The following is a 25,399-nucleotide window of genomic DNA, read 5'->3' on the forward strand; positions in this document are numbered from 1 at the left end:
CCGATTGTCACGGCCACGCGCCGACTCGGAGACTGCATGAACATCAAACAAAAACTGATCGGCCTCGGGCTGGCGTTTTCCATGGCCGCTGGCCCGCTGTATGCCGCCGAAACCAAAGACGACCTCATTGCGCGCGACATCGCACTGGCGGCGCGCCAGTACAGCACCCTGCTCGAAAACATCGAGGGCAAGCAAGGTTTCCCGCGCACGATGGAGGACGGCGAAATCAGCATGGTGTCCACGCGCGACTGGACCAGCGGATTTTTCCCCGGCGCCTTGTGGTATCTGGCCGAGGCAACCGGTGACGCCAAGTGGCGTACGGCGGCCGCACGCTACACGGCCAACACCGCCTCCGCCAAGTTCGACAAATCCACCCATGACATCGGCTTCATCCTGAACTGCGGCTATGGGAACGGGCTGCGGCTCGATGAGTACGGTGCCGGCGGCATCGCTTACCGGGACGCATTGCTGGCTGGCGCGACGACGCTGGTCACCCGCTTCAACCCGAAGGTTGGCAGCATCCAGTCCTGGAATCTGCGGCCCGACCAGGACTGGAAGTTCCCCGTCATCGTCGACAACATGATGAACCTGGAGCTGTTGATGTGGGCCGCGCGCACTTCGGGCGACAGCTATTACCGCGACGTCGCCATCGCCCATGCGGACACGACGCTGCGCAACCATTTCAGACCGGACGGCTCGAGCTACCACGTGGTCGACTATGACCCGGTCGACGGCAAAGTGCGCAGCCGCGTCACGCACCAAGGCCATGCCGACAGTTCGGCATGGGCGCGCGGCCAGGCGTGGGGCCTGTACGGCTACTCGATGATGTACCGCGAGACCCGCAAGCCCGAGTATCTGGCCCAGGCCAACAAAATCGCCTCTTTCATCATCAATCATCCGCGCCTGCCTGCCGACAAGGTACCGTACTGGGACTTCGACGATCCCGCGATTCCCCAGGCACCGCGCGACTCGTCGGCGGCTGCAATCATTGCGTCGGCCCTGCTGGAACTATCTGGTTTTGTCGAGCCGCCACTGGCGCACCGCTATATCGCGATGGCCGAACAGCAGTTGCGCAGTCTGTCTTCGCCCGCTTACCTCGCGGCACCCGGAGGCAACGGCGGTTTCTTGCTCATGCACGCCACCGGCCACAAGCCTGCCGGCAAGGAAGTCGACGTCCCGCTCAACTACGGCGACTACTACTTCCTTGAAGCGCTGCTGCGCTTCACGGCCCTCCCCCGCCCAACAAAATCGCCTTAACGGGCCGCAGCTTTTTGGTGTTTTATTATAAGAAGGAGACAATCGTGGTATCGAATAACTATAGCAAAAACGGACACGGCCGCATCCGCATGAAACCGCTGGCGGTACTGGTCGGCGCGGCGGTGCTGAGCATGGCGAACGGTGCCATTGCCCAGGAAAAGCAGGACGACGGCGCCCGGCTCGAAACCGTGGTCGTTACCGCCAACAAGCGGGTAGAAAAACTGGAGTCGGTGCCGATGGCTATCTCGGTGCTGACCGAGGCGGAGATCGCCCGTACCAACATCCGCGAAATCGAGGACGTGGTGGCGCTGACGCCATCGCTGACCATGGCCTCGGGCTCGACAGCGGCCAATAACGCTCTCTTCATGCGCGGCATCGGCACCGTCTCGGTGGGAATCGGCGTCGAATCGGATGTCTCGGTGATCATCGACGATATTCCGGTCGCCACCCAATTCCAGGCCTTCCGCGACCTCGCCGACGTTGCCCGCATCGAGGTGCTCAAAGGCCCCCAAAGCACGCTGTTCGGCAAGTCCGCCGTCGCCGGCGCGATCAACATAGTCACCAAGCCCATCAGCGGTCCGATGGTCTATCGCGGCAGCTCGATGTACACCAATGACGGCGAATGGCGCCTGGCCCTGTCGGCCGGCGGCATGGTTTCGGATACCCTGGGTGCGCGGGTGGCCGTCAACCGCACGCGCATGCCGGGCAATTTTACCAACCTGACGACTGGCGAAGACGTCAACGGCTCGGGCGGCACCACCCTGATGGCCAAGTTCAGCTGGCGTCCAACCAGCTCACTCGATATCGACCTGATGCCGAGCTTTAACAAGCAGAAAAATACGCGCGGCGTCACCGCCGTCAACGGCTTTTACAGGACAACCGGCACAGCTGCGGCAGGCAACCAGGTACGCACGCCTGTAGATATATCGACCGCCTATTTGAATGGCAATCCGCTGCTGCCCGCTACCGTCACGATGGCAGGGATAGATCCGACCGACCGCAACAACCGCAACGTGCGGCGCGACTTCCCTACCGGCATCTCGTCCAAGACCAACGGTCTGGGCTTGAAGCTCGCCTACACGCTGCCCAACGACGCTCAGTTGATGTCGATCTCCTCGTACAGCAAGTACAAGGCCAACGACTCGCGCGACCAGGACTTCGTCGACGTACCAACCTTGGCGCGTCCCGGTGTTCCCGGTCTTACCGAGGGCAACAACCAGTTCGGCACTTACGACATCCGTTCCAAGACGCAGGAACTGCGCCTGGTGTCGCCCGACAGTGGCACGGTACGCTACGTGGCCGGCTTGTGGTGGGCGCGCAACGAGATCGACCGCCATTTCATCCGGGGCTTCTGTGTTGCGCCCAGCAACTGCGCGGCCAATTCGCCGTCGAGTCCGACCAATTACTATACCGATATCTACAACGTCAACAAGGCCGCATTCGGCCAGGCGACATGGGAATTCATGCCGACCTGGACCGTGGTGACAGGCATCCGGCGCAACGTGGAGGAATCGGGATTTCACTACAGCCGAGGCTTCTACACGGACCAGCTGGACCGCTCTACCTTTGTACCCGGGCCAGTTGGCGTAGACCAGTTTGCCAGCACCGGCAACAAGGATTATGCGACCACGGGCAAGCTCAGTGTGCAGAAGCAGATCACGCCCGACCTCATGGCTTATGTGATGACCGCCACCGGCCACAAGGGCCGCGCCTACGATGTCACGAGCGGCTTGACGGCGTCGGCAGCGTTCCCGGTTGATCCGGAAAAGAGCCGCACCATCGAGCTCGGAGCAAAAGCCAACCTGTTCGACAATCGCATGTCGGTGGCAGCCACCGTGTTCAGGACACGGTTCCGTGGATACCAGCAGAATGTTTCGTTCGTGCTGCCAGACGACCCGACCATTTACACGCAGCTCAATTCGATTCCGCTCATCCAAACGCGCGGCTTCGAACTCGACACCCATATGCTCATCCGCCCCGGATTCACCGTCAACGCCTCGCTGGCCTATACCCGTCCGACCATCGAGAACTGGAGGAATGGTCCGTGCTACAACGATACGACCAACGTCGCGGCCTCTGCGGGGGGATTGGCAGCGAACGGTTCCATTCCCGGCCGCAATAACGCGTGTTTCCCGATCAAGCCCGGTTCGACAACCGGCATCCAGGACTTGAGCGGCGGCGTGTTCCCCGGCACTTCCAAGCTCAAGCTCAATGTCGGGGCCAACGTGGACTTCAAAATCCCGGGCATGATGTGGGGCGGCTTTGTGGATGGCAATGTGCGATACCAGAGCGAGTACAGCAACAACATCAACAACGATCCGCGCGCAATCAATGACGGCTACACCATTGCTGATCTCGGCTTTGGTATCCGGGCGCCAAGCGATCGTTACAAGGTCAGCTTCCGCATCAATAATTTGTTCGACCGCTTCTACATTCCCAACGCGAACGCCAGTGGCCCTTCCTACCGCGCCGGGCCGACGGCCACGTCGCCCGCTATAACGGTCGATAGTTGGGTACCGCCGCGCGACGTCTTCCGCTTCTTCAGCGTCAAGCTTGATGTGAAATTCTGAAGCGCCGGAACGAGGCCCTGACATGCCGCCATGGAAGGGCCTATCGAGAGCAATACCCTCAAGAGCTTATGGCGTTTGATGATGTGCATCTAAAATGAGGGCTGGTGCTCCGAGCCGGAATCGAACCGGCACGCCTTACGGCGGGAGATTTTAAGTCTCCAGTGTCTACCAATTTCACCATCGGAGCCCACGCAGCGCAATATTATGACACAAGCGGCGCGCCACTGCCATACCGACAACACTTAGCCCCGCCGCACATCGCGGACCACTTCCGCTGCATCGTGCACCAGCTCGCCGATGTCCTTGCCGCGCCGGCGTTCCAGCCACAGCACGACCGCACCAAGCCCCCACCATGCTGGCAAGCCCGCCAGCACCATGACCGGGCATGCCACCGCCACCACGCCCAGCATGGCCGGCCCGCCGTACAGCACGGCCAACACCTTGGCCGAGTCGAACAGCGTGGGCCACCAGCTGTGCAGAGCGATCAGCAGCAGCGGCCCCAGCAAGGCGGCGGTGCAGATCGAGCAGGTCAGGCGCACCAGCGCTTCGCGGCGCGTGCGCGGCCACATGAATAGAAAGGTGAGAACGGTGGCGGCCATGCCGGCGGCAATGGGCAGCGCCAGGATCTGAGCCAACGCGCCGGCGCTGAACGGGGTGATGTCGGGGACGGGCATGATGGCTCTCTCGTAAAGATTTGATGAATGTCGGTGCGGATACATTGAATAATAGCACCGCTATTACATAAATCAATAGCAAAGCTCGTCATATGTGCAACATCGTGCTAAACTTCCTTTCATGAAACCTGACTTGAAAACCCTGGAATCCTGGCAACTCGATGACGCCGCTCGCCTGAAAGCGCTGCTGCTCGCGCGCGAGCCGAAAATCTCGCAGGCAGAGTTCGGCCTGCAGTTCGACATCGGCTCGCAAGGCATGGTGTGGCAGTACGTGGCCGGCCGGCGTCCGCTCAACATCAAGGCCGCCACCGCCTTTGCACGCGGCCTGGCCGTGCCGGTCGATGCGTTCAGCCCCACCATTGCTGCGCAAATTGCCGAGGCTTCGCGCTCGGTCGCCGGCATGGACATGCCCGAAGCGCAGCCGGTGACCGACGACGACGACCTGGCGCCGCCGTCGGTGCCGATCGAGCTGGTGTCGCTGCACCTGCAAGCCGGCATTGACGGCATCGAGACCGTGCCGCTGTACGAGGAAAACGGCCAGCACCATGTGCCGCGCCAGTGGCTCGAAGAAAACGACCTGTCGCCGCGCGCGCTGCTGGCCATCAAGATCAAGGGCGACAGCATGCAGCCGATGATGTACGAAGGCGACATTGTCGTCATCAATACGAAGGACAAGGCGCGCAAGGCCGGCGGCGTGTTCGCCATGAATTACAATGGCCAGGCCGTGATCAAGCGCCTGGTGTACCAGCGCCGCGAATGGTTCCTGGCGTCGGAAAATCCGGCGTTCCGCCCGGAGCCGTGCAAGGGCGCGGACTGCTTCGTGATCGGCCGCATCGTGCGCTTCGATGCGCGCAATTTCAAGGATCGGCTATAAGTGGAACTTACCGCTGCCGTCATCACCATCCGCCGGCTGACGCTGGCCGTGATCCTGGTACCTCTGGAATTTACTTATCCGGAACCGGGGGCGCGTCTGATCGCCGAGGCGCAGCGCGTGTTCCCCACGCTGCCCATCATGCTGGTGTCGCCGCGCGATGGCGGCTTTTCGCGCACGTATGCGCACTTCGACACGACCAATCTGGTCGATGACATCGACACCGACCAGATTGCGTGGCGACGCTACAGCGCCGATATCTCCGACAGCCCCCTGCCCTTTTAGGCGGCAGGTGGCCATCATCCTTGACACCTGTTTCAATGATGATGCTGGTGTCCGCCGCCGTCACGCTTGATGTTCAACGCTTCGGCCGCCGGCTTGGCTGCCGGGTTTTCAGGCACGCCCGGAGCACGCGGCGCCGGCGGGATCTCGCCGGTCCACTCGTAGGCGACCGTCCCCTTCGGATGCTGGTACCAGCCGGGGTCCTTGTAGTCGTTGCGCGCCAGTCCTTCGCGCACCTTGAGCGTGGTGAACATGCCGCCCATTTCCAGGCCACCGAACGGTCCGTCGCCGCTCATCATCGGCAACGTGTTTTCGGGCAGCGGCATGCGCATGGCGCCCATCGAACCACCCTTGTCACCCATCACCATGTAGCCCGGCACCAGCTTGTTGATCTTCTCGGCCACGCCTTTGTGATCGACGCCGATCATGGTCGGCACGTCGTGGCCCATGGCGTTCATGGTGTGGTGCGACTTGTGGCAGTGGAAGGCCCAGTCGCCGGGCGCGTCGGCCACGAACTCGATGGCGCGCATCTGGCCCACGGCGATATCCGTCGTCACCTCGGGCCAGCGCGCCGACGGTTTGACCCAGCCGCCGTCGGTGCCGGTCACTTCGAACGTGTGGCCGTGCATGTGGATCGGGTGGTTGGTCATGGTGAGGTTACCCACGCGTACCCGCACCCGGTCGTCCTTGCGCACCACCATCGGGTCGATGCCGGGGAAGGCGCGGCTGTTGAAGGTCCACAGGTTAAAGTCGGTCATCGTGTTGATCTTGGGCGTGTAGCTGCCAGGCTCGATGTCATAGGCGCTGATCAGGAATACGAAGTCGCGGTCCACCGCGTGCTGCTTCGGGTTCTTCGGGTGTGTGATCCAGAAGCCCATCATCCCCATTGCCATCTGCGCCATCTCGTCCGCGTGCGGGTGGTACATGAAGGTGCCGGCATTGCGCGCCACGAATTCATAGACGAAGGTTTTACCGGGCTTGATGCCCGGTTGCGTGAGGCCCGTCACGCCGTCCATGCCGTTGGGCAGCAGCTGGCCGTGCCAGTGCACGCTGGTGTGCTCGGGGAGCTTGTTGGTGACGAATATGCGCACGCGGTCGCCCTCCACCACCTCGATGGTCGGGCCAGGGCTCTGGCCGTTGTAGCCCCACAGGTTGGCGGTCATACCGGGCGCGATTTCGCGCACTACCGGTTCGGCCACCAGGTGAAATTCCTTGACGCCGTCCTTCATGCGCCATGGCAGGGTCCAGCCGTTGAGGGTGACTACCGGGTTGTACGGGCGGCCGTTGGGCGGCGCCAGCGGCGGCGCCGTGGCCGCCGACGATTGCACCGGCGCTTCGGGCAGCGACGCTGCGCCGGCCCTGGTCACCATGCCGGCGCCGATCAGGGCGGCGCCGCTGAGAAACGATCTGCGGGTGGTCATGGTTGATTTCCTTGTTTGATGGTTGATGCTGGCAGGCGGCCACCGAGGGCAGCCTCCAGGTTGGCCTGGGCGATCCAGAAGTCCTGTTGGGCGGCGATATAGCCGCGCACCGCGCCGGCCTGTTCGCGGGCGTCGGCCAGCAGCTCGAACACGCTCATCAGCATGCCGTTGTAGCGCAGCAGGGTTTCGTCGGCCAGCTTTTTACGGGCTGGCAGCACCTGGTCGCGGTAGTGGCGCGCCAGGTCGTACGAGGCTTGGTAGTCGGCGTAGCTCTCGCGCGCCTCGCTGCGGGCGTTCACCGCAGTTTGCGCCAGCATGTTGGCCGCCTGCATATACGTCGCTTCGGCGCGCGCCACGCGGGTGGAGCCCCAGTCGAACAGTGGAATCTCCAGCGCAATCTCGTAGCCCCGGGTGTTGGTCGCACCCTCGCTGTTGGCGACCAGGCCCAGGTCCAGCACATTGATGAAGCGCGTGGTCCTGGTCAGCCCGAGGGTGCTGGCGGTGTGCGCCACATCGAGTTTGGCAGCCTGGATGTCGAGCCGTTCGTTGACAGCCAGCTGTTCGATGTCGGCCAGTTGCGGCAGTTCAGAAGGCGCCGCCGGCAAGTCGGGCAAGCGATCCGGCAGCCGGTAGGCCGCCTGCGTGCCGCCCAGGCCCATCAAACGGGTAAGCTTTTCGCGCGCCATCACGGCGCCCTTGCGGGCCGCGTTGACCTCGGCGATGGTTTGCGCGTGATAGGCCTGTTCGCGCGCCACGTCCATGGCGCTCCAGTTGCCGGCGTCGCGCATGCGCTGCGCCAGTTCCGCGCTGGCATGGGCCGACGCTTGCACCTGCTGCGCATAGTCGGCGCTCTGGCCGGCGGCCACCGCCACCACCCAGGCGCGGCGGGTATCGAGCGCCACGCGCACCGCTTCGTTGGCGACCAGCAGCTTGCTTTGCTCGTAGCGCCGCCCTTCGATGCGGCCGGCCATCGGCGCGGTGATGATACCGAGCAGGTTGAAGGTGAGCGTGCGTTCGATTTCCAGGGCGCCGCCACCGTGGCTGCGCTTGAAATCGAGCACCGGATTTTGCAGGCGGCTCGCCTGCACCAGGTCCGCTTCGGCAATGCCGAGCGACCAGTAAGTCGCTTGCAGGCTGCGGTTGTTGAGCAGTGCGATCTGCACCGCGTCGTTGGCGCTCAGTGGCTGCGCCAGTTTCTGGTCGATCACGGCGGCCAGAGCGCGCGTGTCGTCATCGTTTTGCGGCAGGCGGCCGGCCACGCTGGCGGGCGCACCGGTGCGCTGTTCGCTGACCGTGGCGGCAGATTTGAAACCGCCGTCGCCGGACAGAGACGCGCAGCCGGACAGCAGCAACGCCGCCGCCATGGCAATAGCACCGCCGGGTTTATGCAGACAGGGCATGTCTTACACCTCGAGGTAAATTGTATGAATGGTATGCGCGCAGTGGTCCCGGGCAGGGTCTGTCGCGGCAAGGTCAGGGGTGGCGCAGTCCGTGGACGGACCTGTGGCCGGAGGACGGCTTAAGCCTGAGGGGGACGTTCGGGGTGAGCCAGGTCTACCGCAGGGAGATAGTCGGCATACAGCGCAACGGCGCCGGAGACGGCCGGCAGCGCGGGGACGGACAACATATCGACCATCACCGGCGCGCCGGCGACACAACAGGCGGAGCCGCCGCACTTGGCGCTGCCATGGTTGTGGGTTTGGCCAGCGTGTCCGGAAGAAGAATCATGCTGGGCGCTATCGTGCGCCATTGCCGCCATCATGGCCGCGTGGTCGTGGGGACCGGCGGGCATGGCCAGGTGGTCGGCAGCTACAGCAACGTCAGTAACCGCAGGAGCGGTGGCAGGCACACACGCCATCATCGCGGCCGCAGCGTAACCCTGGTACGGGAGCGCCAGCAGCATGCAGTACACGACGAGGGAACGGAGCAGGACGATCATGCGGCCATGGTATCACAGCAGATGCCACAGGACATAGGCATGCCGCAGCGCCGCCCCCGGTCTCTATGCCAGGCGCACCAGCGGGTTGGCGATGATGTTGTCGATCTGGCGGATGGCTTCTTCGCAGGCGGCGGTGATGGCGTCGTCTTCGGTGTCGCGCACGAACTGCATGGTGGCGCCCTCGAACACTTCCACGCCGTCGGCGTTGGCGCGCTCGATGTCGCAGCTGGCGGTAAATTTGTTATCGCTGGTTGGCAGAACGGTGGGAACGATTTCCCAGCCCTTGTAGTGAATCTTGTCCATCTGTAGCTCCCTTGGCTGCTATTGATCGCTATCCAGACTATCATGAAGGCCGCGCCGACTTGCGCACGGATGGCTTGGGCAACATCGAAAAACCTGCCAGGCCTTTCCTTGATATGAAATTTTATTATAATGACCGCCATGAATTCACAGATCAAAGCGTTCTTCGATGCGGCTACCGGCACCGTCACCTATGTCGTCCACCAGGGCGATGGCAGCGACTGCGCCATCATCGATTCGGTGCTCGACTACGATCCCAAGTCGGGCCGCACGTCCACCGGCTCGGCGGACGCGGTGATCGCGTTCGTGCGCATGCACCACCTGCGTACGGTCTGGCTGCTGGAAACCCATGCCCACGCCGACCATTTATCGGCGGCGCCCTACCTCAAGCAGGCGGTGGGCGGACGCATCGCCATCGGCAGCCATATCGCCGAGGTGCAGCAGGCGTTCGCGCGAGTGTTCCCGCAGGCGCCGGGCGTGCGCCGTGAATTCGACCACCTGATCGAACCCGACGAAATACTGACCATCGGCGCGCTGGAAGTGCACGCGCTGCACGTGCCGGGCCACACGCCGGCCGACCTGGCGTACCGCATCGGCGACGCGGTATTCGTGGGCGACACCATGTTCATGCCCGACGTGGGTTCGGCGCGCTGCGATTTCCCCGGCGGCTGCGCGGCCCAGCTCTACCGGTCCGTGCGCAGCCTGCTGGCACTGCCGCCGGCAACCCGGCTGTTCATGTGCCACGACTATCCACCGGCCGGCCGCGAGGCGAAGTGGGAAACCACGGTGGCAGAACAGCGCGCCCACAACATCCACATCCACGACGGCGTCACGGAAGAACAGTTCGTGGAGATGCGCACCCGGCGCGACGCCACCCTGCCGATGCCGGTGCTGCTCCTGCCGGCCATCCAGGTCAACATCAGCGCCGGACAACTGCCCGACGCCGAGGAAAACGGCGTGCGGTACCTGAAGATACCGCTGAACGCCTTCTGATTACTGCGGCACGACGGTGCGGCCAATATTTTCGTCCATGTTGGCGAGGTACCAGGTCAGCGACGTCATGACGGCCACCTGGCGTTTCAGCTCCACCGGATCGACCTTGTCGAGGGTATCGGCCGGGGTGTGGTGGAAGTTGAAATAGGTGGTGAAGTCCACCAGCGGCTGGAACGATGGCACGCCCGCGCGTTCCAGCAGCGCGATGTCGGAACCGGCAGCGGCGTCGCGGCGGTCAAAAACGCCGGCGCCGATCTGGTCCAGCGATTTTTGCAGTGGTGCGAAGTACTTCACCATCGACGGCCGCACGCTGCCCATGAAGCCTAAAGGCCGACCGGCGCCGTTGTCCGATTCGATCGCGGCGAAATGCTGCTCCATCTTTTGCTGGTTCATGTCGAAGTAGCCCCGGCCACCACGGGTGCCGTTTTCTTCGTTCATCCAGGCGATCACGCGGATGGTGCGGCGCGGCTTGAGGTTGAGCTTTTTCAGCGTGTCGATCACCGCCATGGCGGCTGCCACGCCGGCGCCGTCATCGTGAGCACCGGTAGCCAGGTCCCACGAATCGAGGTGGCCCGAGACGATCACCACTTCTTCCGGCTTGTCGGTGCCCGGCAAGTCGGCGATGACGTTGTAGCTGTCGGCGTCGGGCAGGTTTTGCGGCGTAAGCGTCAGGTGCATTTTCACCGGGCCGCGCTTGCTCAGGCGCGCAATCAGCATCGCGTCTTCGGCCGTGACGGCGGCGGCCGGAATGCGCTTGCCGTCCACCAGGATGGTGGCGCCGGTGTGGGTCAGGCGGAAATCGGCGCCGCCCACCGAGCGCACCAGCGCGCCGACCGCACCGAGTTCCTGCGCCAGGCGCGGACCGTTGGTGCGGTAGTTGGAGCCGCGGCCATAGGCCCTGCCGGCCTGACCGCCCTTGGCCATCTCGTCGTCGAAGGCCACATCGAACAGCACGATGGCGCCCTTCACTTCCGCCTTGCGGGCAGTGAGCTCGTCGAAGTCGCGCACCACGATCACCGGCGCGGTCAGGCCTTCGGCCGGCGTGGCGCCCGAGCCGCCCAGCGCCGACAGCACCACCTTCTGCGTGATGCCCGAAGGCCGGCCGGTGTAGTCCACCAGTTGCGCCTTTTCCTCGCCGCGCACCCAGTGCGGCACCTTGACCGGTTGCAGCGTGACCTTGGCGCCGATCTTGCGCATGGCGTTCGCCACCTGTTCGACGGCAGCGGCCGCGCCGGCGGAACCGGACAGGCGCGGACCGATCAAATCGGTCATGTCGGCCAGGCGGTCGTAGGCCCAGTCCTGTTTCATCGCACTGTCACGGATTTGCGCCAGGGTGGCGGGATCGTTGGCCGGCGCGGCGAGCGCAGTGTGCGATACGATCAACAGGCTGCTGGCGAGGATGGTCAGTTGCGAAGGGAAGACGAGTTTCATGCGGGCCCTGTAAAGAGTGGATGGATTGCAAGTCAATATAAAACGATAACCGATCAGATCGCGCTTGTCATCCAGATTGATTTGTCCGGGGTGGTAAACTAAGATGGTCGTCCACCGCCAGAAGGAACACCGTCATGCTCAAGGGTCAGATTTGCATCGTGCGCCACGTGATCGGCACCGACCTCAATACCTTCATCGCCCTGGTCAACGACCTGCCCTCGCGCGGCGACCATTTTTCCACCCATTTCAAGTCGCCCGAAACGCTGCGCCGCGAGTTTCTCCAGCACGGCTACGTGACCGACGACAGCGAATTATTCGTGATCGAGGACAGCCTGCACCACATCGTCGGCGTGATCACCCACTTCAAGAGCCGCACGCCCACCACGCGCGAAATCGGCTACCGCCTGTTCGAGCCAAGGCTGGCCGGGCGCGGCTACATGACCGAGGCCTGCCAGTTGCTGGTCGATTACCTGTTCAACGTGCACCAGTACCAGCGGCTGGAACTGCTGACAGCGCCGGAGAACAAGGGCTCGGTGCGGGTCGCGCAAAAATGCGGTTTTACCGCCGAAGGGCTGCTGCGCCAGAGCTTTTTCATCAATGGCCGTTTCCAGGACGTGGGCATCTTCAGCCTGCTGCGGCCGGAATGGGAAGAGCGTCGCCTGTAAGCGTGCTGGTAACCGTGCCTGTAACTTAGTTGTTACAAGCCGTCTTGATTGTAAGCAGGTGTTTAACTAATTGCGTGCTTTTTTTAACGCTTTATAGTGACATTACCGGCAGACGTATCATTCCGATCCGCGCCGCAGCAAGGGGATTACCATGTTGATCAAAAAATTGATGGGCACCGCGTTACTGGCCGCAGCCGCAGTATCGTCGGCGGCTTACGCAGGCGACCGTGAGTTCAACACGGTGGCCGGTGCTGTGGTCGGCGCCGCGATTGGCAACAGCGCCGGTGGCCGCGATGGCGCCATCGTCGGCGGCCTGGTGGGCGCGGCGGTGGGCAACGGCCTCAGCTCGCGTGACCGCGATCGTGGCTATTACCGTCGCGACGACCGCTACGTCGAAACCCGCGTTTATTCGCAACCGGCGCCCGTGTACTACGAGCAGCCACAGACTTATTACGCACCGCCACCACGCTACTACCCGCCGCCACCGCGCGTAGTTTACGTGGAGCCGCCACGTCCGGTCTACCGCGAATACCGCGAAGTGCGCCGCGATTACTACTACGACCGTGGCGGGCGCGATTATCGCCATGACCGCTACGACCGCTACGACGGCTATCGCCGTTAAACTGTACTAGTCTCCCCTGCCCCCGCCGCTCGCGCCGGGGGCTTTTTTTCGTCTCCCTCCGCTAGTAGCGACCAACGGGGGGATCATGACGACAGCAAACGCAATCATCGCGATGGAACGGGGCCATTACCGGCTGCGCGAGCAGATCGGTGGTTCGGCTTACGGCCACGTATGGCGCGCCAGCGGCCCGCACGGCGCCGGCGAGGTGGCGGTCAAGCTGATCAACGAGCAGCAGATGGCGCGCGCGCAACCGTTGCAACGCGAACGCTGGACCGGCAGCGCCGCCGGCGAAATCGCCTTTTTGCAATCGCTGGCGCCGTGGGACGGCCGCCACATCGTCCGCCTGCTCGACAGCGGCTGGCACCAGGGCTTGCCGGTGCTGGCGCTGGAACTGATGTCCACCGATCTGGCCAAACACCTGGCGGCGCTACGCGACGCTGCGCAGTCTTTGCCGGTCGAACGCGCGCTGGACTGGCTCGGGCAGATCAATCAGGCGCTGGCCAAGGTGCACCAATACGGCTGGCGCTATCTCGACCTGAAACCGGCCAACGTGCTGGTGGACCGCCTGCACCATACGGTAAAGCTGGCCGACTTCGGCACCAACCGCTTGCTGGGTGGCGCCCGCGAGCACTCGTACTCCGGCACTGCCAACTGGCAGGCGCCGGAACAGTTCTTCCCCACCGGCGGCGCCTACACCAGCAGCGCGCGCAGCGACTATTTTTCGCTGGGCGCACTGTTCTACTTCCTGGTGACGAACGGCCAGGCGCTGCGTTTTTGCAGCGCTTGCGGCCAGGCCTACCGCACCCACCACACGGCCGGCGCCGACGTGCTGCGCCGCGCCCACGGCGGCGCCATCCCCGCCACCCTGCACGCCGACGAGGAGGCGCGTTTCGCAGCAGGGCTGCCGCCACCCGCGCGCTCGCCGGCGGTGGCGCTGCTGCGCGCGCTGCTGCAGATCGATCCGGCGCTGCGTCCGCGCCATGCCTTGCAGATCAGCCGCATGCTGGCAGCTGTCGCGCAAGCGTCTGCAATACCGGCGTTGGCGGCGTGATGGGGCGGCCGCTTCACTCGACAGCGCCGGTGGCATTGCCACGGCGACCGCTCTGGGGCTTGCCAGCGCCAGTTGCCGACAACCTCGTCGCCCGATTACGCAACGTGGCAGGACAGCACCTGGGCATGGCCATTACCCTGGCCCTGCTGGCAGCACTGTGCGCCTTGCAGGTGCTGGCCCTGCTCAGGGCGCCGGCGGCCTGGCTGCCTGCTGCGATCCATATCGCACCCGTTGCCGGCCAGACGGTGGTACTGGGCCAGCCGGAACTGGCCGCGCCCCACGCGGACCGCCAGCACCTGGCGCTGCGCCTGGACCCGCGCGATGGCTGGATGCTGCGCAACCTCGCCGCCGCGCGCCAGGTGGTCGTGGTGCGCGGCGGCGACGAACAGCGCCTGGGCAGCAGCACGCTGGCGCCGGGCGCCGTGTTCCAGGTCGATGGCGCGCGCTTCCAGGTCGGTGCGGCCGATGCCGGCAGCGTCGCCTTTACCCGCAGCGGCCGCCAATGGCGCTACGACGGCGCCACGCTGTACCGCGACGGTCGCGCCCAACCGGATTGCCCGGATGCGCACCTGTCCACCCGCGCGCAGGCATTGTGGAACCGGCTCGCACCGGGTGTGCTCACCATCGCCCGGCCGCTCGCTTTTGGCGGCAACCTGTACTGCGGCAACCGGCTCGGGGTGGAACGCGTGGCGCCCGGTGCGGCGCTGCTGGCGCGCAGCCACGGCCGCCTGCAACTGGCGCCCGGCAGCGCCGATGGCGAACGCACGGCCGTGCTGGTCGACGGGCGGGACCTGCGCCGCCAGGAAGCTGCGCTGGCGGGCGCCACCGCGCTGATCGTGGGCCACACGCGCTTCCGGCTCAGTAACAACACCAGCACCCTGACGCTGGCGCCAAGCCGCCAGGTCGCCCTGCACGCAGCGTCGGACCTCAAGCTGCCTGCGACCGTGACCTGGGACTGGCAACAGCGCCAGTTGTGGCGCGGCGACCTTGGCCCGGCTGCCTGGATGTTGATCGCGGCCGCCGTGCTGTGCGTGGCCGGGACCGCCGCAGTGTCGCGCGCGGGCGGCGCCGTGGTGGCGTCGCTGCTGCTGTTGCTGGCCGGCGCCGGTACGCTGCTGGCCCAGCGCGCCGGCGTTTCTCCCGGCGCCGCGCTGCCGCTGTTGCTGGGCGCCTCAGCGCTGTTACTGTGGCTGTTTCTCCCCGGTCGCCTCGCACTGCTCACCGCTGCCGCCGTTTTGCTGCTGGCCGCAGGTCTGCTGGTGCAACTGGAAATGGGCCTCGGTGCGCCGCAAACCACGTGGCTGCGCTACTACCAGAAAAGCGCGGCGCTGCTGGCGATCGGTTGCGGCGCCGGCGGCCTGCTGCGACTGTGGTTCCGCCATGCCGCTGGCACTGGCCGGCGCCTGCACCAGCGCACCATCGAATGGCTGCTGGCCGGCTTTGCCCTCGTGGCGCTGGCCGGCCTGTCCGCGCAGGTGCTGTGGGGCGACGAAGGCGGCGTGTTCGACTTGCAGCCGGTGGAACTGGCCAAGCTGGCGCTGGCCGCGCTGACCGCGCACTGCCTGGCGCTGCGCTTCGGGTGGCACAGCGACGCGCCGCACCCGGCCGACCAGGGCGCGCGCTGGCTGCGCCTGGTCGCGCCGGCGCTGCTGTTCCTGGCGCTGCTCGGCCTGGCGCTGGTGCAGGTGGACGATTTTTCGCCACTGATCCTGCTGCTGGTGTGGTGCGTGGCCATGGCATTTTCGTATGCGCTGCTGGCGCGCCAGCGCCTGCTGGCGTCGGCGTTGCTGTTGCTGGCGGTACTGGCGGTGGCGGCCATCGCCTGGCTGCGGCTGGCCGGCAGCGAAGACCTGGTGCGGTGGGGTTTTTATGCCGACCGCTTCCTGGTGTGGCTCGACCCGGCCGGCCATCCGCACACCGGCCAGCAACTGCTGCTGGGTGCGCGCGCCATCGGCGAAGGCGGCTGGCTGGGCGCGGACTGGTGGTTCGGCTTGCGCGATCTGGGCCAGCCGGCGGGCGACGTGATGCGCATCCCGGCGGTGCAGGACGACTTTGCCGCCGCGTTCCTGATCAACCGCCACGGCCTGACCGGCGCCATGCTGCTGTGGTGCGCGCAGGCGACGTTCCTGGGCGGGATGGCGCTGGCGGCGCGCGCCGCCTGGCGCGCCGGCTTTGCCGCCCGTAATTTCCGCCAGGCCTGGTCGGCGCGCTTTCGCTACTTTGCGCTGTGCGGCGGCGGCGCCTTCGTGCTGGGCCACTTCCTGCTGTCGTGGGGCACCAACCTAGCCATCTTCCCCATCATGGGCCAGCCCATGAGCTTCCTGTCGGCCGGCGGCAGTCACCTGCTGTTTTTCCTCTGCCCCCTGCTAGCGTTCAGTGCCGCCGGCGCACCATCTTTAGAAGGAGAATGACCATGCCGATCTACGTCCAACACGAGGTTCTGGGCCGCATCCCCGACGTCTTCAATGCCGAAGCGATCTGGCAGGCGCCGGGGCTGGCGTTGTTCTCGCGCCGCCCGCTGCTGCGCGACCTGCTCGAGCGCAGCCCGCGCGAGCATCGCGGCCGCGCCGCCACCCGCTGCTTTTCGCACGTCACGCTGGTGCTGCCGCAGGAGGATGTCGATGACGACTACCACCTCACGCGCGGCGCCCGCGCCCGCGACCTGGCGCAAACACTCGCCACGCTGCACCAGAAGGATTTCGGCGACCTGCTCGGCAGCGACCAGGTGCGCTACGACGTGGTGGGCGCCGAATCGCTGGCGCCCGGCGAGATCGAGGTACGCTTCGGCCACGCCGTCTACCTGCCCGCGCCCGGCGAAAAAGTGCTCTACAACGTCAGCGTGTCGCGCGACAGCGCCATCTGGCACCCGGTCTGCGCAATCTATCCCAACCAGCGCCTGGCCCTGATCGGCGGGCAAGCCGGCCAGGGCGCCGCCGACTGGCCCTTCGGCCCGGACGGCGCCATCCTCGTCATCAACGACGGCGCCGATACCGTGCCGGTGGTGGACATGCGTCCGCGCGGCGATTTCGACTGCCGCTACGATCCGCGCAGCGGCTACTACACCATCAAATCGCTGCGCGACATCGACGGCGGCGGCCCGCGCCTGCTGCTCAGGATTGCCCGCAATGCCGCGTTTGCCAGCGAACCGGTCGGCCCATCGGCCGCGCACGCAGCCGCGACGCCAGTCGTCGTACCGCAGCCGGCGCCGGCCGACCTGCCGCCACAGATGCCGGCGCAACGTGCTGCAGCGATAACTGCGGCCACAGCGGCGACCGCAGCGGCGGCCAGGCCCGCGCGGCCGGCGGTCTGGCAAAGCCGCGCCGACGGCATGCCGCTCGATCCCACCGCCACCCCCGCCATGTCGCTTAGCCACAAGCCGACAGCGCCGGCCACCTTGCCCGGTGAAAGCGATGCCACCTACGCGCCATTGGCGCAACAGCGCGTGCAACTGGTGGCGCTGGCCCTGCCGCGCCTGAGCCGCTATCGCGACACCGGCGCCCAGGCGCTGGTGCTGCCGTTCGACCGGTCGCTGTCGCTGTGCGCCGAGGAGCAAGCCGATACCGCCATCAGCTTCGCGATCGACGCCGCCGACGAACTCACCGCCTGCACGGCGGCCGGCCGCCAGCGCATCACGGCACCGGCCACCTTCGCCCCGGTCGATGCGCGCACCATGCGCCTGCTGCCGGCGGCGCCGGCCATGGCCGACCGCTACCACGCCCTGCTGTGCCTGGCGCAGCCTGTCGGCGCAGCGGTCGCCAGCGGCGCGCGCTTCACCTTCGGGCGCAGCTCAAACATGCTGGCGGCGCTGCGCGTGCTCGACTCGCCGCGCTTCATCCGCCGCGCCGATGGCGCCCCTGGCGCCGCCAGCGCCGACCGCATCGGCCTGTCGCGCAACGCCTTCAGTTTCGAGGCCACCGACCATGGTTACCGAATCGGCCGCCTGTCCACCAGCCAGGCGCTGTACCACCTGGACGAACGGATGGCTTTCGTGGCAATGATCGCCGACGCCGGCGCCGACAGCCCCTACCTGCTGCCGCACGGTCACCACCTGGTGGCGGGCCACTACGTGCTGCGCTTCGACGCCTGAGGAGAGTCGCCATGGATACCGCGACGCTGACCACGGCCGCCGCCTTTGCGGCCGGCCTGGCGCTCACCTGGTGCCTGTGCGCGTGGCTCACCCCGCGCCGCTGGTGGCGCCGGCCAACTCTGCGCGCACTGGCCATTTCCGCTGCGGGCGCGTGGGGTTTCGGCAGCCTTATCTTTTCAGCCTTACCGGTGGCAGCCCTGCCCGCAGCAGCCCTCCCCGCAGCGGCGTCGCCCACTGCGGTAGCCAGCAACAGCGCTGCGCCAGCCACCGCCATCGGATCGGGCAGCGCGTTCCAGGTGCACCGCGACCTCAACCTGCGCCGCAGCGCCGGTGTCGACGCGCCGCGCTTGCTCACGGTGCCGGCCGGCGCCACCGTGGTCGCCACCGGCCAGCGCCATGGCGACTGGTGGCAGGTCACGGCCAATATCGAAGGCCATGAGCGCACCGGCTGGGCCAGCAGCCTGTGGCTGCGCCGCAGCGCGGAACCACCACGGCCGGTTCGATGAACGCAGACGCGCTCACAGGCGTCAGCGTCCATGTCCGCGCCAGCGCGCGCACCGGAAGCGAAACCGGGACCGGGACCGGGACCGGCACCGGCACCGGGACCGGGACCGGATTTTCAGCTAAGCTGTGGTCTTTCGCCTCCTGCGCCCCGGCGCCCGCCACGATGACCCGCATCACCGATCCGCTCGATTTCGGCCCCGGCCTCGCCATCGCGGCGCGCAGCTGTGCCAGCATCTGCCCGTCGCAAGTCCCCGAAAACCAGGACAACCTGCTACTGATCGACGCCACCGGTCGCGCCGCCTTCCTGCAGGACCAGGCGCCGCACAGCGTGCAGGTGCCAGGCTGGCCGGCCGGCCACGTGCGGGTGGCGGTGATGGATGGCATGGGTGGCCATGGCCACGGCCGTGAAGCTGCCGAGGCGGTGGCTACAGGCCTGTTGCGCGTGCCGGCATGCAGTACCCAGGCCGAACTCGATCAGCGGCTCGACGCCCTGCACACCAAGTTACAACAGCATTTTCGCCAGCCGCGCGACAGCCTGCGCCGGCCCGGCACCACGCTCACGCTGCTGGAAATCGCCCCGGGCAGCGCGCCACTGCTGTACCACGCCGGCGACTCACGCCTGTACGAAATCTCGGCCCTGGCCGCGCGTCCGCTCACGGTGGACCATGTGCCGGCGACTTGCTTCGCCATGCACGGCCTGCTGGGCGAGCAGGAATGGTGGCAGCAGGTGCATGGTGAACACCGGCCGCAAATCTCCCAGGCCTACATCCTCGGCAACGCCTTCGGCAATCCGCAGGTGCTGGAAGACCCCCTGCTGGCGCTCGACGCGCAGCGCCTGCCGCCATTCCTGCGCGAGCTGGGCGACCGCCGCGCGCTGGCCGTGCGCGAGGACGCGCTGTACCTGCTGGCCACCGACGGTTTCTGGTCGTGCGGCCGGCCGCTGGAATGGACAGCGCGCTGGCCGGCGCTGATGGCGCGTCCCGGCCACGCGCCCGGCGCCGCGCTCGACGCCCTGTTCGCCGACTATACGGACAACCCGCCACGCGAACTGCACATCGATAACGTCACCGCCATCGTGCTGCGCTTTGGCACGGCACCCGCGCGGCCGCCTGACAACATTGACGAAACGGCACTGCCGGCGGCATCAATCCCGCCGCATTCGTGACAGCTGAACCGGCCGTAGTCGCGTGATCTGTTGCAGCATGTCCGCAGCAGGCGCCAGTCTGCAACAATATGCGGATCAGATGCACCTTTGATTGGCAATGCACGCCGAAACCGCATAAACTTACGGTTATCCCATCGGTCGGTTTGTCATGAAAAAATGCAGTAATGCCCAGCACCCGCACTGCACTCATTGGGTCATGCCAGGAAATCAAGCTTGCGAGGGCGGCCACGCCCAAGCCGATTCCTCGAGCTATGCCCTGCTGAGCGCCATGCGTACAACGCGTTCCGGCTTGCCCGTGACGACGCTGGGTGACGTCCATACCGGTCCGGCTGCACCCGCGACCACCACGCCAATCGCGCCAGTCGCCCCCGCTTCGCCAAACGGCTACGCCCGTCCCCTGCAACGTGCCCAGGCCGAGCGCCCGCAACTGCACATCAGCGGCTTCGACCCGCGCGCAGCCGGCGGCCGCCAAACCCTCAAGATGGAATTGCGCGGCATGCCCGAGGCCAGCGCGCCGCAACTGGCGCTGGCGGTGCAGTCGGAGCTGATTCCCCACGGCGCCGCGCGCCAGCAGTTCGTGCGCGCGGTCGGCGGCGACTGGCGGCCCGTGTTCGTCGAGTTTTCGTCGCGCGACAAGGAGCACGGCCAGTACCAGATCAGCATCGAAGTCCTGAGCCAGCACGCCGGCCAGGCGCCGCGCAAATGGGTGTGCACCTTCGTGATCCTGGTGCCGCGCCTGGACGCCACCCTCACCGAAATCCACCGCATCTTCCTCAGCACCCACAAGAACGTGCGGGTGATGGCGGACGACGCCTCGATTGCGCGCGTAAGCGCCAGCGGTGGCGACAGCCTCGATATCGACGTCACCGCGCGCAATGCCGGCATCGCCCACCTCGACCTCAACGCCCCGGCCGGCAAGGTGGACCTGGGCTTTTCCACCATCGCCTGGGACGAGGACCTGATCGAGATCGACATGCCGGCGGCCGGCGCGGTGCACCCGCACGCCAGTTGCGCGGCCTCGCTGGTCAATGCCGCGCCCGAAGCCGGCGCCCAGCGCCAGATCCGCTTGTTCGCGGTCGAGGAATGTGTATTCGGCCGGTTCGAGCTGGTCGATCCCGAAGCGCATGCGCTGCTCACGCACTACTCGGCCGACGGCCAGGACACCAATGGACTTACGCGCCGCCTGTCCGGCCGCCACGCGATCATCCGCCGCGCCGGCGCCGGGTTTGAAATCGAAGACGTGTCGCGTTACGGCGTCCTGCTCGACGGCGTATGGCCCGGCAAGCACAAGCCCACCGCGCTGCGCCTCGGCATGCGTATCGAACTGACCGCCAGCATCAAGGGCGTGGCGGTGTTGCAGGTCAGCGCCATCATGCCGCACGGCGTGATCCTGCATCGCATCGACCACGGCGCCAGCGCCGAGTGCTACTACGTGCTGGCGCCCGACACCCATCCCGGTTTCCCGGTCAAGACCTTTGCGGCAGCACCGCATGCAGCCGCGCTGCCGCTGCTGTTCCACGGCGCCGGCGGTTTCTGGCACCTGGACCAGCTCACCGGCAAGGAAACCGCGCTGGCGCCCACCGTGTCGCTCGAAAAACTGAGCCGCGTGCCACGCCACAGCCGCTTTGCCAGCGATGCGTATCCCGAACACTGGATCATCCGCACCGCCGGCGGCGACGTCAGCGAAGCCTACCGGGCCAGCTCAGGCCACGCCTACCACGCCCAAACGGCATAAAAGTCAGCTTAAAGGTAGCTCGGCGCCGGCTTCCTGGCCGGCAGCGGAATGAACTCCGTCTCGCCCGGCACCTTGGGAAAGCGTTGCGCTTCCCAGTCTTCTCCCGCCTGCACGATGCGCTCCTTGCTCGACGAGACAAAATTCCACGACATGAAGCGGCGGCCGTCCAGCGGTTCGCCACCGATCACCACGAAGTGTGCGGCGCTGTCGTCCGTGGCTTTCACCCGCTGCTGCTCGGCCGTGGCCAACAGCGCCATGGTGTGCAGTTCGAGCGGGGCGCCATCGATTTCCACCGCGCCACTGATCGGATAGATCGCCGCTTCTTCCGGCAGGCCATTGAGCGCCAGCACCTGGCCGGCCTGCAGCACGATGTCGAGGTACAGCGTGCGGCTGTAAGTTTTGACCGGCGATGTGTGGCCGAAGGCGCTGCCCACCAGCACCCGGATCACGGCGCCATCGACTGCCAGTTGAGGTATGTCGGCGGCGGGCGTGTAACAAAAGCCCGGTTCGTCCTCTTCGTGCGCGACCGGCAGCGCGGCCCACAGTTGCAGGCCGTGCGTGCGGTGCGGCACCTCGATCAGGTCTTGCGGGGTGCGCTCGGAATGGACGATGCCGCGCCCGGCGGTCATCCAGTTGACGGCGCCCGGTTCGATGCGCTGGACCGTGCCGAGGCTGTCGCGGTGGTCCATCGCGCCTTCGAACAGGTAGGTGACGGTGGCCAGGCCGATGTGCGGGTGCGGACGCACGTCGTGGTCGGCGTGGGCCGGGGCCTCGACCGGACCAAAATGGTCGAAGAAGATGAACGGCCCGACCGCCTGCTTGATGGCGGACGGCAGGTAGCGGCGCACCACGAAGCCGCCGCCCAGGTCCTTCTCGTGGCCCTTGAGCAGATTGGCGATGGTCATGGCTGGTCTCCTTGTTGACAGTGTGCGATATGGGTCATGCGGGTTCCCCGTGCGGATGGTCGGAGCCGACAATGTACACCTTTCGGTGGCCGGCCGCCTCTCCTGAACGGGAGCTACACTACCTTGCGCACGAATTCGGTTTTCAGGCTCATCGCGCCGAAACCGTCGATCTTGCAATCGATATCGTGGTCGCTGTCCACCAGGCGAATGTTCTTGACCTTGGTGCCCACCTTGACGGTGCCGCCACCGCCCCTGAGTTTGAGGTCCTTGATGACGGTGACGGTGTCGCCGTCTGCCAGCACATTGCCGACCGAGTCGCGGTACACGCGCGGGCCATCTTCAGCGGCCGCCGCACCAGCAGTGGCGCTCCACTCGTGCGCGCACTCCGGGCATACCAGTTGCGCGCCATCTTCGTACGTATATTCGGAATGACATTTGGGGCATGGTGGCAAGGCGCTCATGGTAGATCCTGGGTTGGTAAAAGAGGCAGCAGTATACACCCGCCCCCCGTGCCAGACCAACTAGGCCAGTTTGCGGGCCACGCGGAAGCCGACGATGTCGTTGGCCAGCAGCGCCGAGTAGCCGTTGCGCACCGCCGCGCGCAGGTAGCGCGGGTTGTACAGCCACGAGCCGCCGCGCAGGATGCGGCGCGCCTGGTCGCCACCGGCTTCCCACGCGCTGCCGTCGGCGGGCGCACCGTCGTAGGTGTCGTGCACCGCGTCCTGGGTCCATTCCCACACGTTGCCGTGCATGTCGAACAGGCCCCAGGGATTGGGCTGGAACGCATTCACCCTGGTGGTCCCCTGGCGGAACTCGCCGCGCGGGCCGCCGTTGTAGACGTAGTTGCCGTCGTAGTTGGCCTGGTCGGTACCGATGGTGTCGCCGAAGCTGAAGGCGGTCTTGGTGCCGGCGCGGCACGCGTATTCCCACTCCGCCTCGCTGGGCAGGCGGTAGGTCTGGCCGGTTTGTTCGGACAGCCAGCGCAGGTAGCGCTGGACGTCGTGCCAGCTCACGCCCACCACCGGGTGCAGATCGTCCTGGGCGAAGCCGGGCGCCTGCCAGTCCACGTCAGACTGCGACTCCCAGCCAGTGGCGCGGGCGAACTGGCGCCACTGGCCGACGGTCACCGGGTAGCGGCCCATGGCGAACGAGTACGCGATGCCGACCCAGTGCTGCGGGCCCTCGCGCTGCAGCCATTTTTTTTCAGCGCCGGCTTTTATTGCCGCCGCCTGCTCCACCTCGTGCGATCCCATCTGGAAGCGGCCGGTGGGAATCAGCACCAGGTCGGGGCCGGCGCCGCTGCCATCAGCAAAGCGGTCGCGCAGCACGCCGCTGGCGTCGGCCACCGGGCTGGCGGGAGACGGAATGAGCGCCGCCAGTTCGGCCGCGTGGCGTTCGGCTTGCTGCTTGCGGTGGCGATCCTGTTCGGCCCGGTAAGCCGCTTCGGCTTTCAGTTGCGCGGCCTTGCGCTGCTGTTCTTCGCGCTCTTCGCGCGCCTGCCTGGCGTCAGCGTCACGGCGCGCCGCCAATTGCTCGCGCAGCACCTGCTTGCGCGCCAGCGCGGCCGCTTCCGCCTCGGCGCGCTGTTTCGCCTCCAATGCCCTGCGCTGCTGGTCGAGCCGCACTTTTTCAATCGCCGCCGCCCTGGCTTCGGCCTCGCGCCGCGCTGCCAGTTCGGCCGCTTGCACCACGCGTTCGCGCTCGGCCAGCCTGGCCTGCTCGGCCTGCGCTGCTGCTTGCTCCGCCTCTTGCTGCTGGCGGTGCGCAGCCAGTTCACGCTCGCGCACCAGCTGCTGATGTTGTTCCTGCTGTTCGCGCTGCTGGCGCCGTTGCTGCTCCTGCTGGGCTCGCTCCCGCTCTTGCGCGCGCTGCGCCGCCTGTTCGGCCAGTTCCGCTGCGGAGGGACCGGCGGCGTCGCGCAGACCGGCCAGCAGTTCGGTGACGGACGCCTGGCGGCGCTCGGCCACGATCGCAAACCCCTGCTGCAGCACCTGCCACTGGCGCTCGTTCAGTCCCTTGGGCGCCGACGGCTGGAAGTCGGCCGGGCGCAGATCGTCGAACGGCACCCGGCCTTCGAGCAGCTGGTAGATCATCACCGCCACCGCGTACACGTCGAGCCTGGGCGACGGCTGCCGCTGGTGCACGCCCGCTTCGGGCGCGCGGTAGCCGACCGTGCCGGCATTGGGCGTTTGCAGCCCCAGGCTGCTGCCCGCGTTGCGCGCGCGCGAGGCGATGCCGAAGTCGAGCAGCTTGACCTCGCCCTTCTGCGTCAGGAACACGTTGCCGGGTTTCAGATCGCGGTGCACCAGCTTGTGCTTGTCCCAGGCGTAGGCCAGTGCGTCGCCGACCGGCGCGAGCAGGCGGAACACGGCATCGAGCGCCAGCGATCCTTGCTGCGCCAGGTAGGCGTCGAGGTCCTGGCCTTCGAGGTATTCCATGATGATGAAGTAGCTGGACGTGGCCGGGTCCTGCGCCCACTCGTACACGCGCACGATGTTTTCGTGCGCCAGCCGGCGCGCCTGCGTGGCTTCCTCGATCAGCAGCTTGGCATGGGTGGCGCTCTGAGTGAGCTGCGGCGGCAGTATCTTGAGGGCCACCGTCTCGCTGTGGCCCAGCTCCGCGTGGGTGGCCAGGTCGGTGGCCTGCCACACCTGCCCCATGCCACCCATGCCGATCAGGCGCTCGAGCCGGTAGCGGCGGTGTTGCGGACCGATTTCCTGGCCGGTCATCAGGCCCAGTTCAGTACCCTGGCGCGGCGCGTGGGTGGGCACGGCCGGCGCGGCGGCGCCTCCCGGCGGCGCGTACTCCGCATCCAGGATGGCGTTCTTGCGGCGGTCGAACTCCTGCAAGCTCAATAAACCGTCTTCATGTAAGGCCCGCAGTTCGCGGATCTTGTCCCTTGCCGTTTGCATCATCGCAGTGTAACC

General features: G+C 66.3%; 22 protein-coding genes and 1 tRNA gene. 13 read left to right on the plus strand and 10 right to left on the minus strand.

Features of this window, described 5'->3' with window-relative positions:
- Positions 1-36 precede the first annotated feature (36 nt).
- Together J2X54_RS09085 and J2X54_RS09090 are read left to right on the plus strand one after the other, a co-directional pair.
- Positions 37-1,257 carry a glycoside hydrolase family 88 protein gene (locus tag J2X54_RS09085; RefSeq protein ID WP_310179947.1) on the plus strand — a complete coding sequence of 407 codons (1,221 nt, stop codon included), beginning with the start codon at positions 37-39 and terminating at the stop codon, positions 1,255-1,257.
- A gap of 44 nt (positions 1,258-1,301) precedes the next feature.
- Positions 1,302-3,827 carry a TonB-dependent receptor domain-containing protein gene (locus J2X54_RS09090; RefSeq protein ID WP_310179948.1) on the plus strand — a complete coding sequence of 842 codons (2,526 nt, stop codon included), beginning with the start codon at positions 1,302-1,304 and terminating at the stop codon, positions 3,825-3,827.
- A 102-nt stretch (positions 3,828-3,929) separates the two neighbouring features.
- Here the strand turns inward: J2X54_RS09090 and J2X54_RS09095 are convergent.
- Positions 3,930-4,014, minus strand: a tRNA-Leu gene (locus tag J2X54_RS09095).
- Positions 4,015-4,069: 55 nt separating this feature from the next.
- On the minus strand, positions 4,070-4,501 hold the full coding sequence (locus J2X54_RS09100) for a hypothetical protein (RefSeq protein ID WP_310179951.1): 432 nt from the start codon (positions 4,499-4,501) through the stop codon (positions 4,070-4,072).
- Positions 4,502-4,634: 133 nt separating this feature from the next.
- On the opposite strand from J2X54_RS09100, the gene J2X54_RS09105 reads away from it, so the two are divergent.
- Both J2X54_RS09105 and J2X54_RS09110 read left to right on the plus strand, forming a co-directional pair.
- The gene (locus J2X54_RS09105) at positions 4,635-5,375 is read left to right on the plus strand and encodes a S24 family peptidase (protein ID WP_070250391.1); all 741 of its coding nucleotides are present in this window, start codon (positions 4,635-4,637) and stop codon (positions 5,373-5,375) included.
- Positions 5,376-5,657 (plus strand): hypothetical protein, encoded by a 282-nt coding sequence (locus J2X54_RS09110; RefSeq protein WP_310179952.1) that lies wholly within the window; start codon positions 5,376-5,378, stop codon positions 5,655-5,657. It abuts the gene before it with no gap.
- Between the two features lie 32 nt (positions 5,658-5,689).
- Here the strand turns inward: J2X54_RS09110 and J2X54_RS09115 are convergent, their stop codons facing one another.
- From J2X54_RS09115 to J2X54_RS09130, 4 genes are all read right to left on the minus strand, one after another.
- Positions 5,690-7,075 carry a copper oxidase gene (locus tag J2X54_RS09115; protein ID WP_310179953.1) on the minus strand — a complete coding sequence of 462 codons (1,386 nt, stop codon included), beginning with the start codon at positions 7,073-7,075 and terminating at the stop codon, positions 5,690-5,692.
- Entirely contained in the window at positions 7,072-8,475 is a 1,404-nt protein-coding gene (locus tag J2X54_RS09120) for a TolC family protein (protein ID WP_310179954.1), read from the minus strand. The genes J2X54_RS09115 and J2X54_RS09120 overlap by 4 nt, the downstream gene beginning before the upstream one ends.
- A 119-nt stretch (positions 8,476-8,594) precedes the next feature.
- Positions 8,595-8,978, minus strand: coding sequence for a hypothetical protein (locus J2X54_RS09125; protein ID WP_310179955.1), 384 nt, complete (start codon positions 8,976-8,978; stop codon positions 8,595-8,597).
- A 99-nt stretch (positions 8,979-9,077) separates the two neighbouring features.
- Complete coding sequence (locus J2X54_RS09130; protein ID WP_040377908.1) at positions 9,078-9,317, minus strand: hypothetical protein; 240 nt, start codon at positions 9,315-9,317, stop codon at positions 9,078-9,080.
- A 138-nt stretch (positions 9,318-9,455) separates the two neighbouring features.
- Between J2X54_RS09130 and J2X54_RS09135 the strand changes: the two genes are divergently transcribed.
- On the plus strand, positions 9,456-10,307 hold the full coding sequence (locus J2X54_RS09135; protein ID WP_310179958.1) for an MBL fold metallo-hydrolase: 852 nt from the start codon (positions 9,456-9,458) through the stop codon (positions 10,305-10,307).
- Here J2X54_RS09135 and J2X54_RS09140 read toward each other — a convergent pair whose 3' ends face one another.
- Positions 10,308-11,738 (minus strand): M20/M25/M40 family metallo-hydrolase, encoded by a 1,431-nt coding sequence (locus J2X54_RS09140; protein WP_310179960.1) that lies wholly within the window; start codon positions 11,736-11,738, stop codon positions 10,308-10,310. It lies immediately after the preceding gene.
- A gap of 134 nt (positions 11,739-11,872) precedes the next feature.
- Between J2X54_RS09140 and J2X54_RS09145 the strand changes: the two genes are divergently transcribed.
- The 8 genes from J2X54_RS09145 (at position 11,873) to J2X54_RS09180 (ending at position 21,567) form a co-directional block, all read left to right on the plus strand.
- Positions 11,873-12,403, plus strand: coding sequence for a GNAT family N-acetyltransferase (locus tag J2X54_RS09145; protein WP_070250398.1), 531 nt, complete (start codon positions 11,873-11,875; stop codon positions 12,401-12,403).
- A 151-nt stretch (positions 12,404-12,554) separates the two neighbouring features.
- Positions 12,555-13,025 carry a glycine zipper domain-containing protein gene (locus J2X54_RS09150; protein WP_310179961.1) on the plus strand — a complete coding sequence of 157 codons (471 nt, stop codon included), beginning with the start codon at positions 12,555-12,557 and terminating at the stop codon, positions 13,023-13,025.
- Between the two features lie 85 nt (positions 13,026-13,110).
- A complete protein-coding gene (locus tag J2X54_RS09155) occupies positions 13,111-14,076 on the plus strand; it encodes a serine/threonine-protein kinase (RefSeq protein WP_310179962.1) in 966 nt (321 codons plus the stop codon).
- A gap of 59 nt (positions 14,077-14,135) precedes the next feature.
- The gene (locus J2X54_RS09160; protein WP_310179963.1) at positions 14,136-16,487 is read left to right on the plus strand and encodes an FtsW/RodA/SpoVE family cell cycle protein; all 2,352 of its coding nucleotides are present in this window, start codon (positions 14,136-14,138) and stop codon (positions 16,485-16,487) included.
- A 2-nt stretch (positions 16,488-16,489) separates the two neighbouring features.
- The gene (locus tag J2X54_RS09165) at positions 16,490-18,163 is read left to right on the plus strand and encodes a hypothetical protein (protein WP_310179964.1); all 1,674 of its coding nucleotides are present in this window, start codon (positions 16,490-16,492) and stop codon (positions 18,161-18,163) included.
- A gap of 11 nt (positions 18,164-18,174) precedes the next feature.
- A complete protein-coding gene (locus J2X54_RS09170; RefSeq protein WP_310179965.1) occupies positions 18,175-18,669 on the plus strand; it encodes an SH3 domain-containing protein in 495 nt (164 codons plus the stop codon).
- A gap of 161 nt (positions 18,670-18,830) precedes the next feature.
- Positions 18,831-19,832 (plus strand): protein phosphatase, encoded by a 1,002-nt coding sequence (locus J2X54_RS09175; RefSeq protein ID WP_310179966.1) that lies wholly within the window; start codon positions 18,831-18,833, stop codon positions 19,830-19,832.
- Between the two features lie 196 nt (positions 19,833-20,028).
- Complete coding sequence (locus tag J2X54_RS09180; protein ID WP_404990898.1) at positions 20,029-21,567, plus strand: FHA domain-containing protein; 1,539 nt, start codon at positions 20,029-20,031, stop codon at positions 21,565-21,567.
- A gap of 8 nt (positions 21,568-21,575) precedes the next feature.
- Here the strand turns inward: J2X54_RS09180 and J2X54_RS09185 are convergent, their stop codons facing one another.
- From J2X54_RS09185 to J2X54_RS09195, 3 genes are all read right to left on the minus strand, one after another.
- Positions 21,576-22,472: a pirin family protein gene (locus J2X54_RS09185; protein WP_310179969.1), complete on the minus strand. Its 897-nt coding sequence runs from the start codon at positions 22,470-22,472 to the stop codon at positions 21,576-21,578.
- Positions 22,473-22,585: 113 nt separating this feature from the next.
- Positions 22,586-22,933 (minus strand): zinc ribbon domain-containing protein YjdM, encoded by a 348-nt coding sequence (locus J2X54_RS09190; RefSeq protein WP_310179971.1) that lies wholly within the window; start codon positions 22,931-22,933, stop codon positions 22,586-22,588.
- A gap of 60 nt (positions 22,934-22,993) precedes the next feature.
- Entirely contained in the window at positions 22,994-25,387 is a 2,394-nt protein-coding gene (locus J2X54_RS09195; RefSeq protein ID WP_310179972.1) for an SUMF1/EgtB/PvdO family nonheme iron enzyme, read from the minus strand.
- Positions 25,388-25,399: the final 12 nt, after the last annotated feature.

Origin of the sequence: Duganella sp. 3397 (assembly GCF_031456625.1) — a bacterium.
GTDB lineage: Bacteria > Pseudomonadota > Gammaproteobacteria > Burkholderiales > Burkholderiaceae_D > Rugamonas > Rugamonas phyllosphaerae.

Bases quoted from the DNA above. Each gene is read 5' to 3' on its own strand.
- J2X54_RS09085 (WP_310179947.1), top strand. From the start codon at position 37: ATGAACATCAAACAAAAACTGATCGGCCTCGGGCTGGCGTTTTCCATG.
- J2X54_RS09100 (WP_310179951.1), bottom strand. From the start codon at position 4,501: ATGCCCGTCCCCGACATCACCCCGTTCAGCGCCGGCGCGTTGGCTCAG.
- J2X54_RS09115 (WP_310179953.1), bottom strand. From the start codon at position 7,075: ATGACCACCCGCAGATCGTTTCTCAGCGGCGCCGCCCTGATCGGCGCC.
- J2X54_RS09120 (WP_310179954.1), bottom strand. From the start codon at position 8,475: ATGCCCTGTCTGCATAAACCCGGCGGTGCTATTGCCATGGCGGCGGCG.
- J2X54_RS09125 (WP_310179955.1), bottom strand. From the start codon at position 8,978: ATGCTGCTGGCGCTCCCGTACCAGGGTTACGCTGCGGCCGCGATGATG.
- J2X54_RS09130 (WP_040377908.1), bottom strand. From the start codon at position 9,317: ATGGACAAGATTCACTACAAGGGCTGGGAAATCGTTCCCACCGTTCTG.
- J2X54_RS09135 (WP_310179958.1), top strand. From the start codon at position 9,456: ATGAATTCACAGATCAAAGCGTTCTTCGATGCGGCTACCGGCACCGTC.
- J2X54_RS09140 (WP_310179960.1), bottom strand. From the start codon at position 11,738: ATGAAACTCGTCTTCCCTTCGCAACTGACCATCCTCGCCAGCAGCCTG.
- J2X54_RS09145 (WP_070250398.1), top strand. From the start codon at position 11,873: ATGCTCAAGGGTCAGATTTGCATCGTGCGCCACGTGATCGGCACCGAC.
- J2X54_RS09150 (WP_310179961.1), top strand. From the start codon at position 12,555: ATGTTGATCAAAAAATTGATGGGCACCGCGTTACTGGCCGCAGCCGCA.
- J2X54_RS09155 (WP_310179962.1), top strand. From the start codon at position 13,111: ATGACGACAGCAAACGCAATCATCGCGATGGAACGGGGCCATTACCGG.
- J2X54_RS09165 (WP_310179964.1), top strand. From the start codon at position 16,490: ATGCCGATCTACGTCCAACACGAGGTTCTGGGCCGCATCCCCGACGTC.
- J2X54_RS09170 (WP_310179965.1), top strand. From the start codon at position 18,175: ATGGATACCGCGACGCTGACCACGGCCGCCGCCTTTGCGGCCGGCCTG.
- J2X54_RS09175 (WP_310179966.1), top strand. From the start codon at position 18,831: ATGACCCGCATCACCGATCCGCTCGATTTCGGCCCCGGCCTCGCCATC.
- J2X54_RS09180 (WP_404990898.1), top strand. From the start codon at position 20,029: ATGCCAGGAAATCAAGCTTGCGAGGGCGGCCACGCCCAAGCCGATTCC.
- J2X54_RS09185 (WP_310179969.1), bottom strand. From the start codon at position 22,472: ATGACCATCGCCAATCTGCTCAAGGGCCACGAGAAGGACCTGGGCGGC.
- J2X54_RS09190 (WP_310179971.1), bottom strand. From the start codon at position 22,933: ATGAGCGCCTTGCCACCATGCCCCAAATGTCATTCCGAATATACGTAC.
- J2X54_RS09195 (WP_310179972.1), bottom strand. From the start codon at position 25,387: ATGATGCAAACGGCAAGGGACAAGATCCGCGAACTGCGGGCCTTACAT.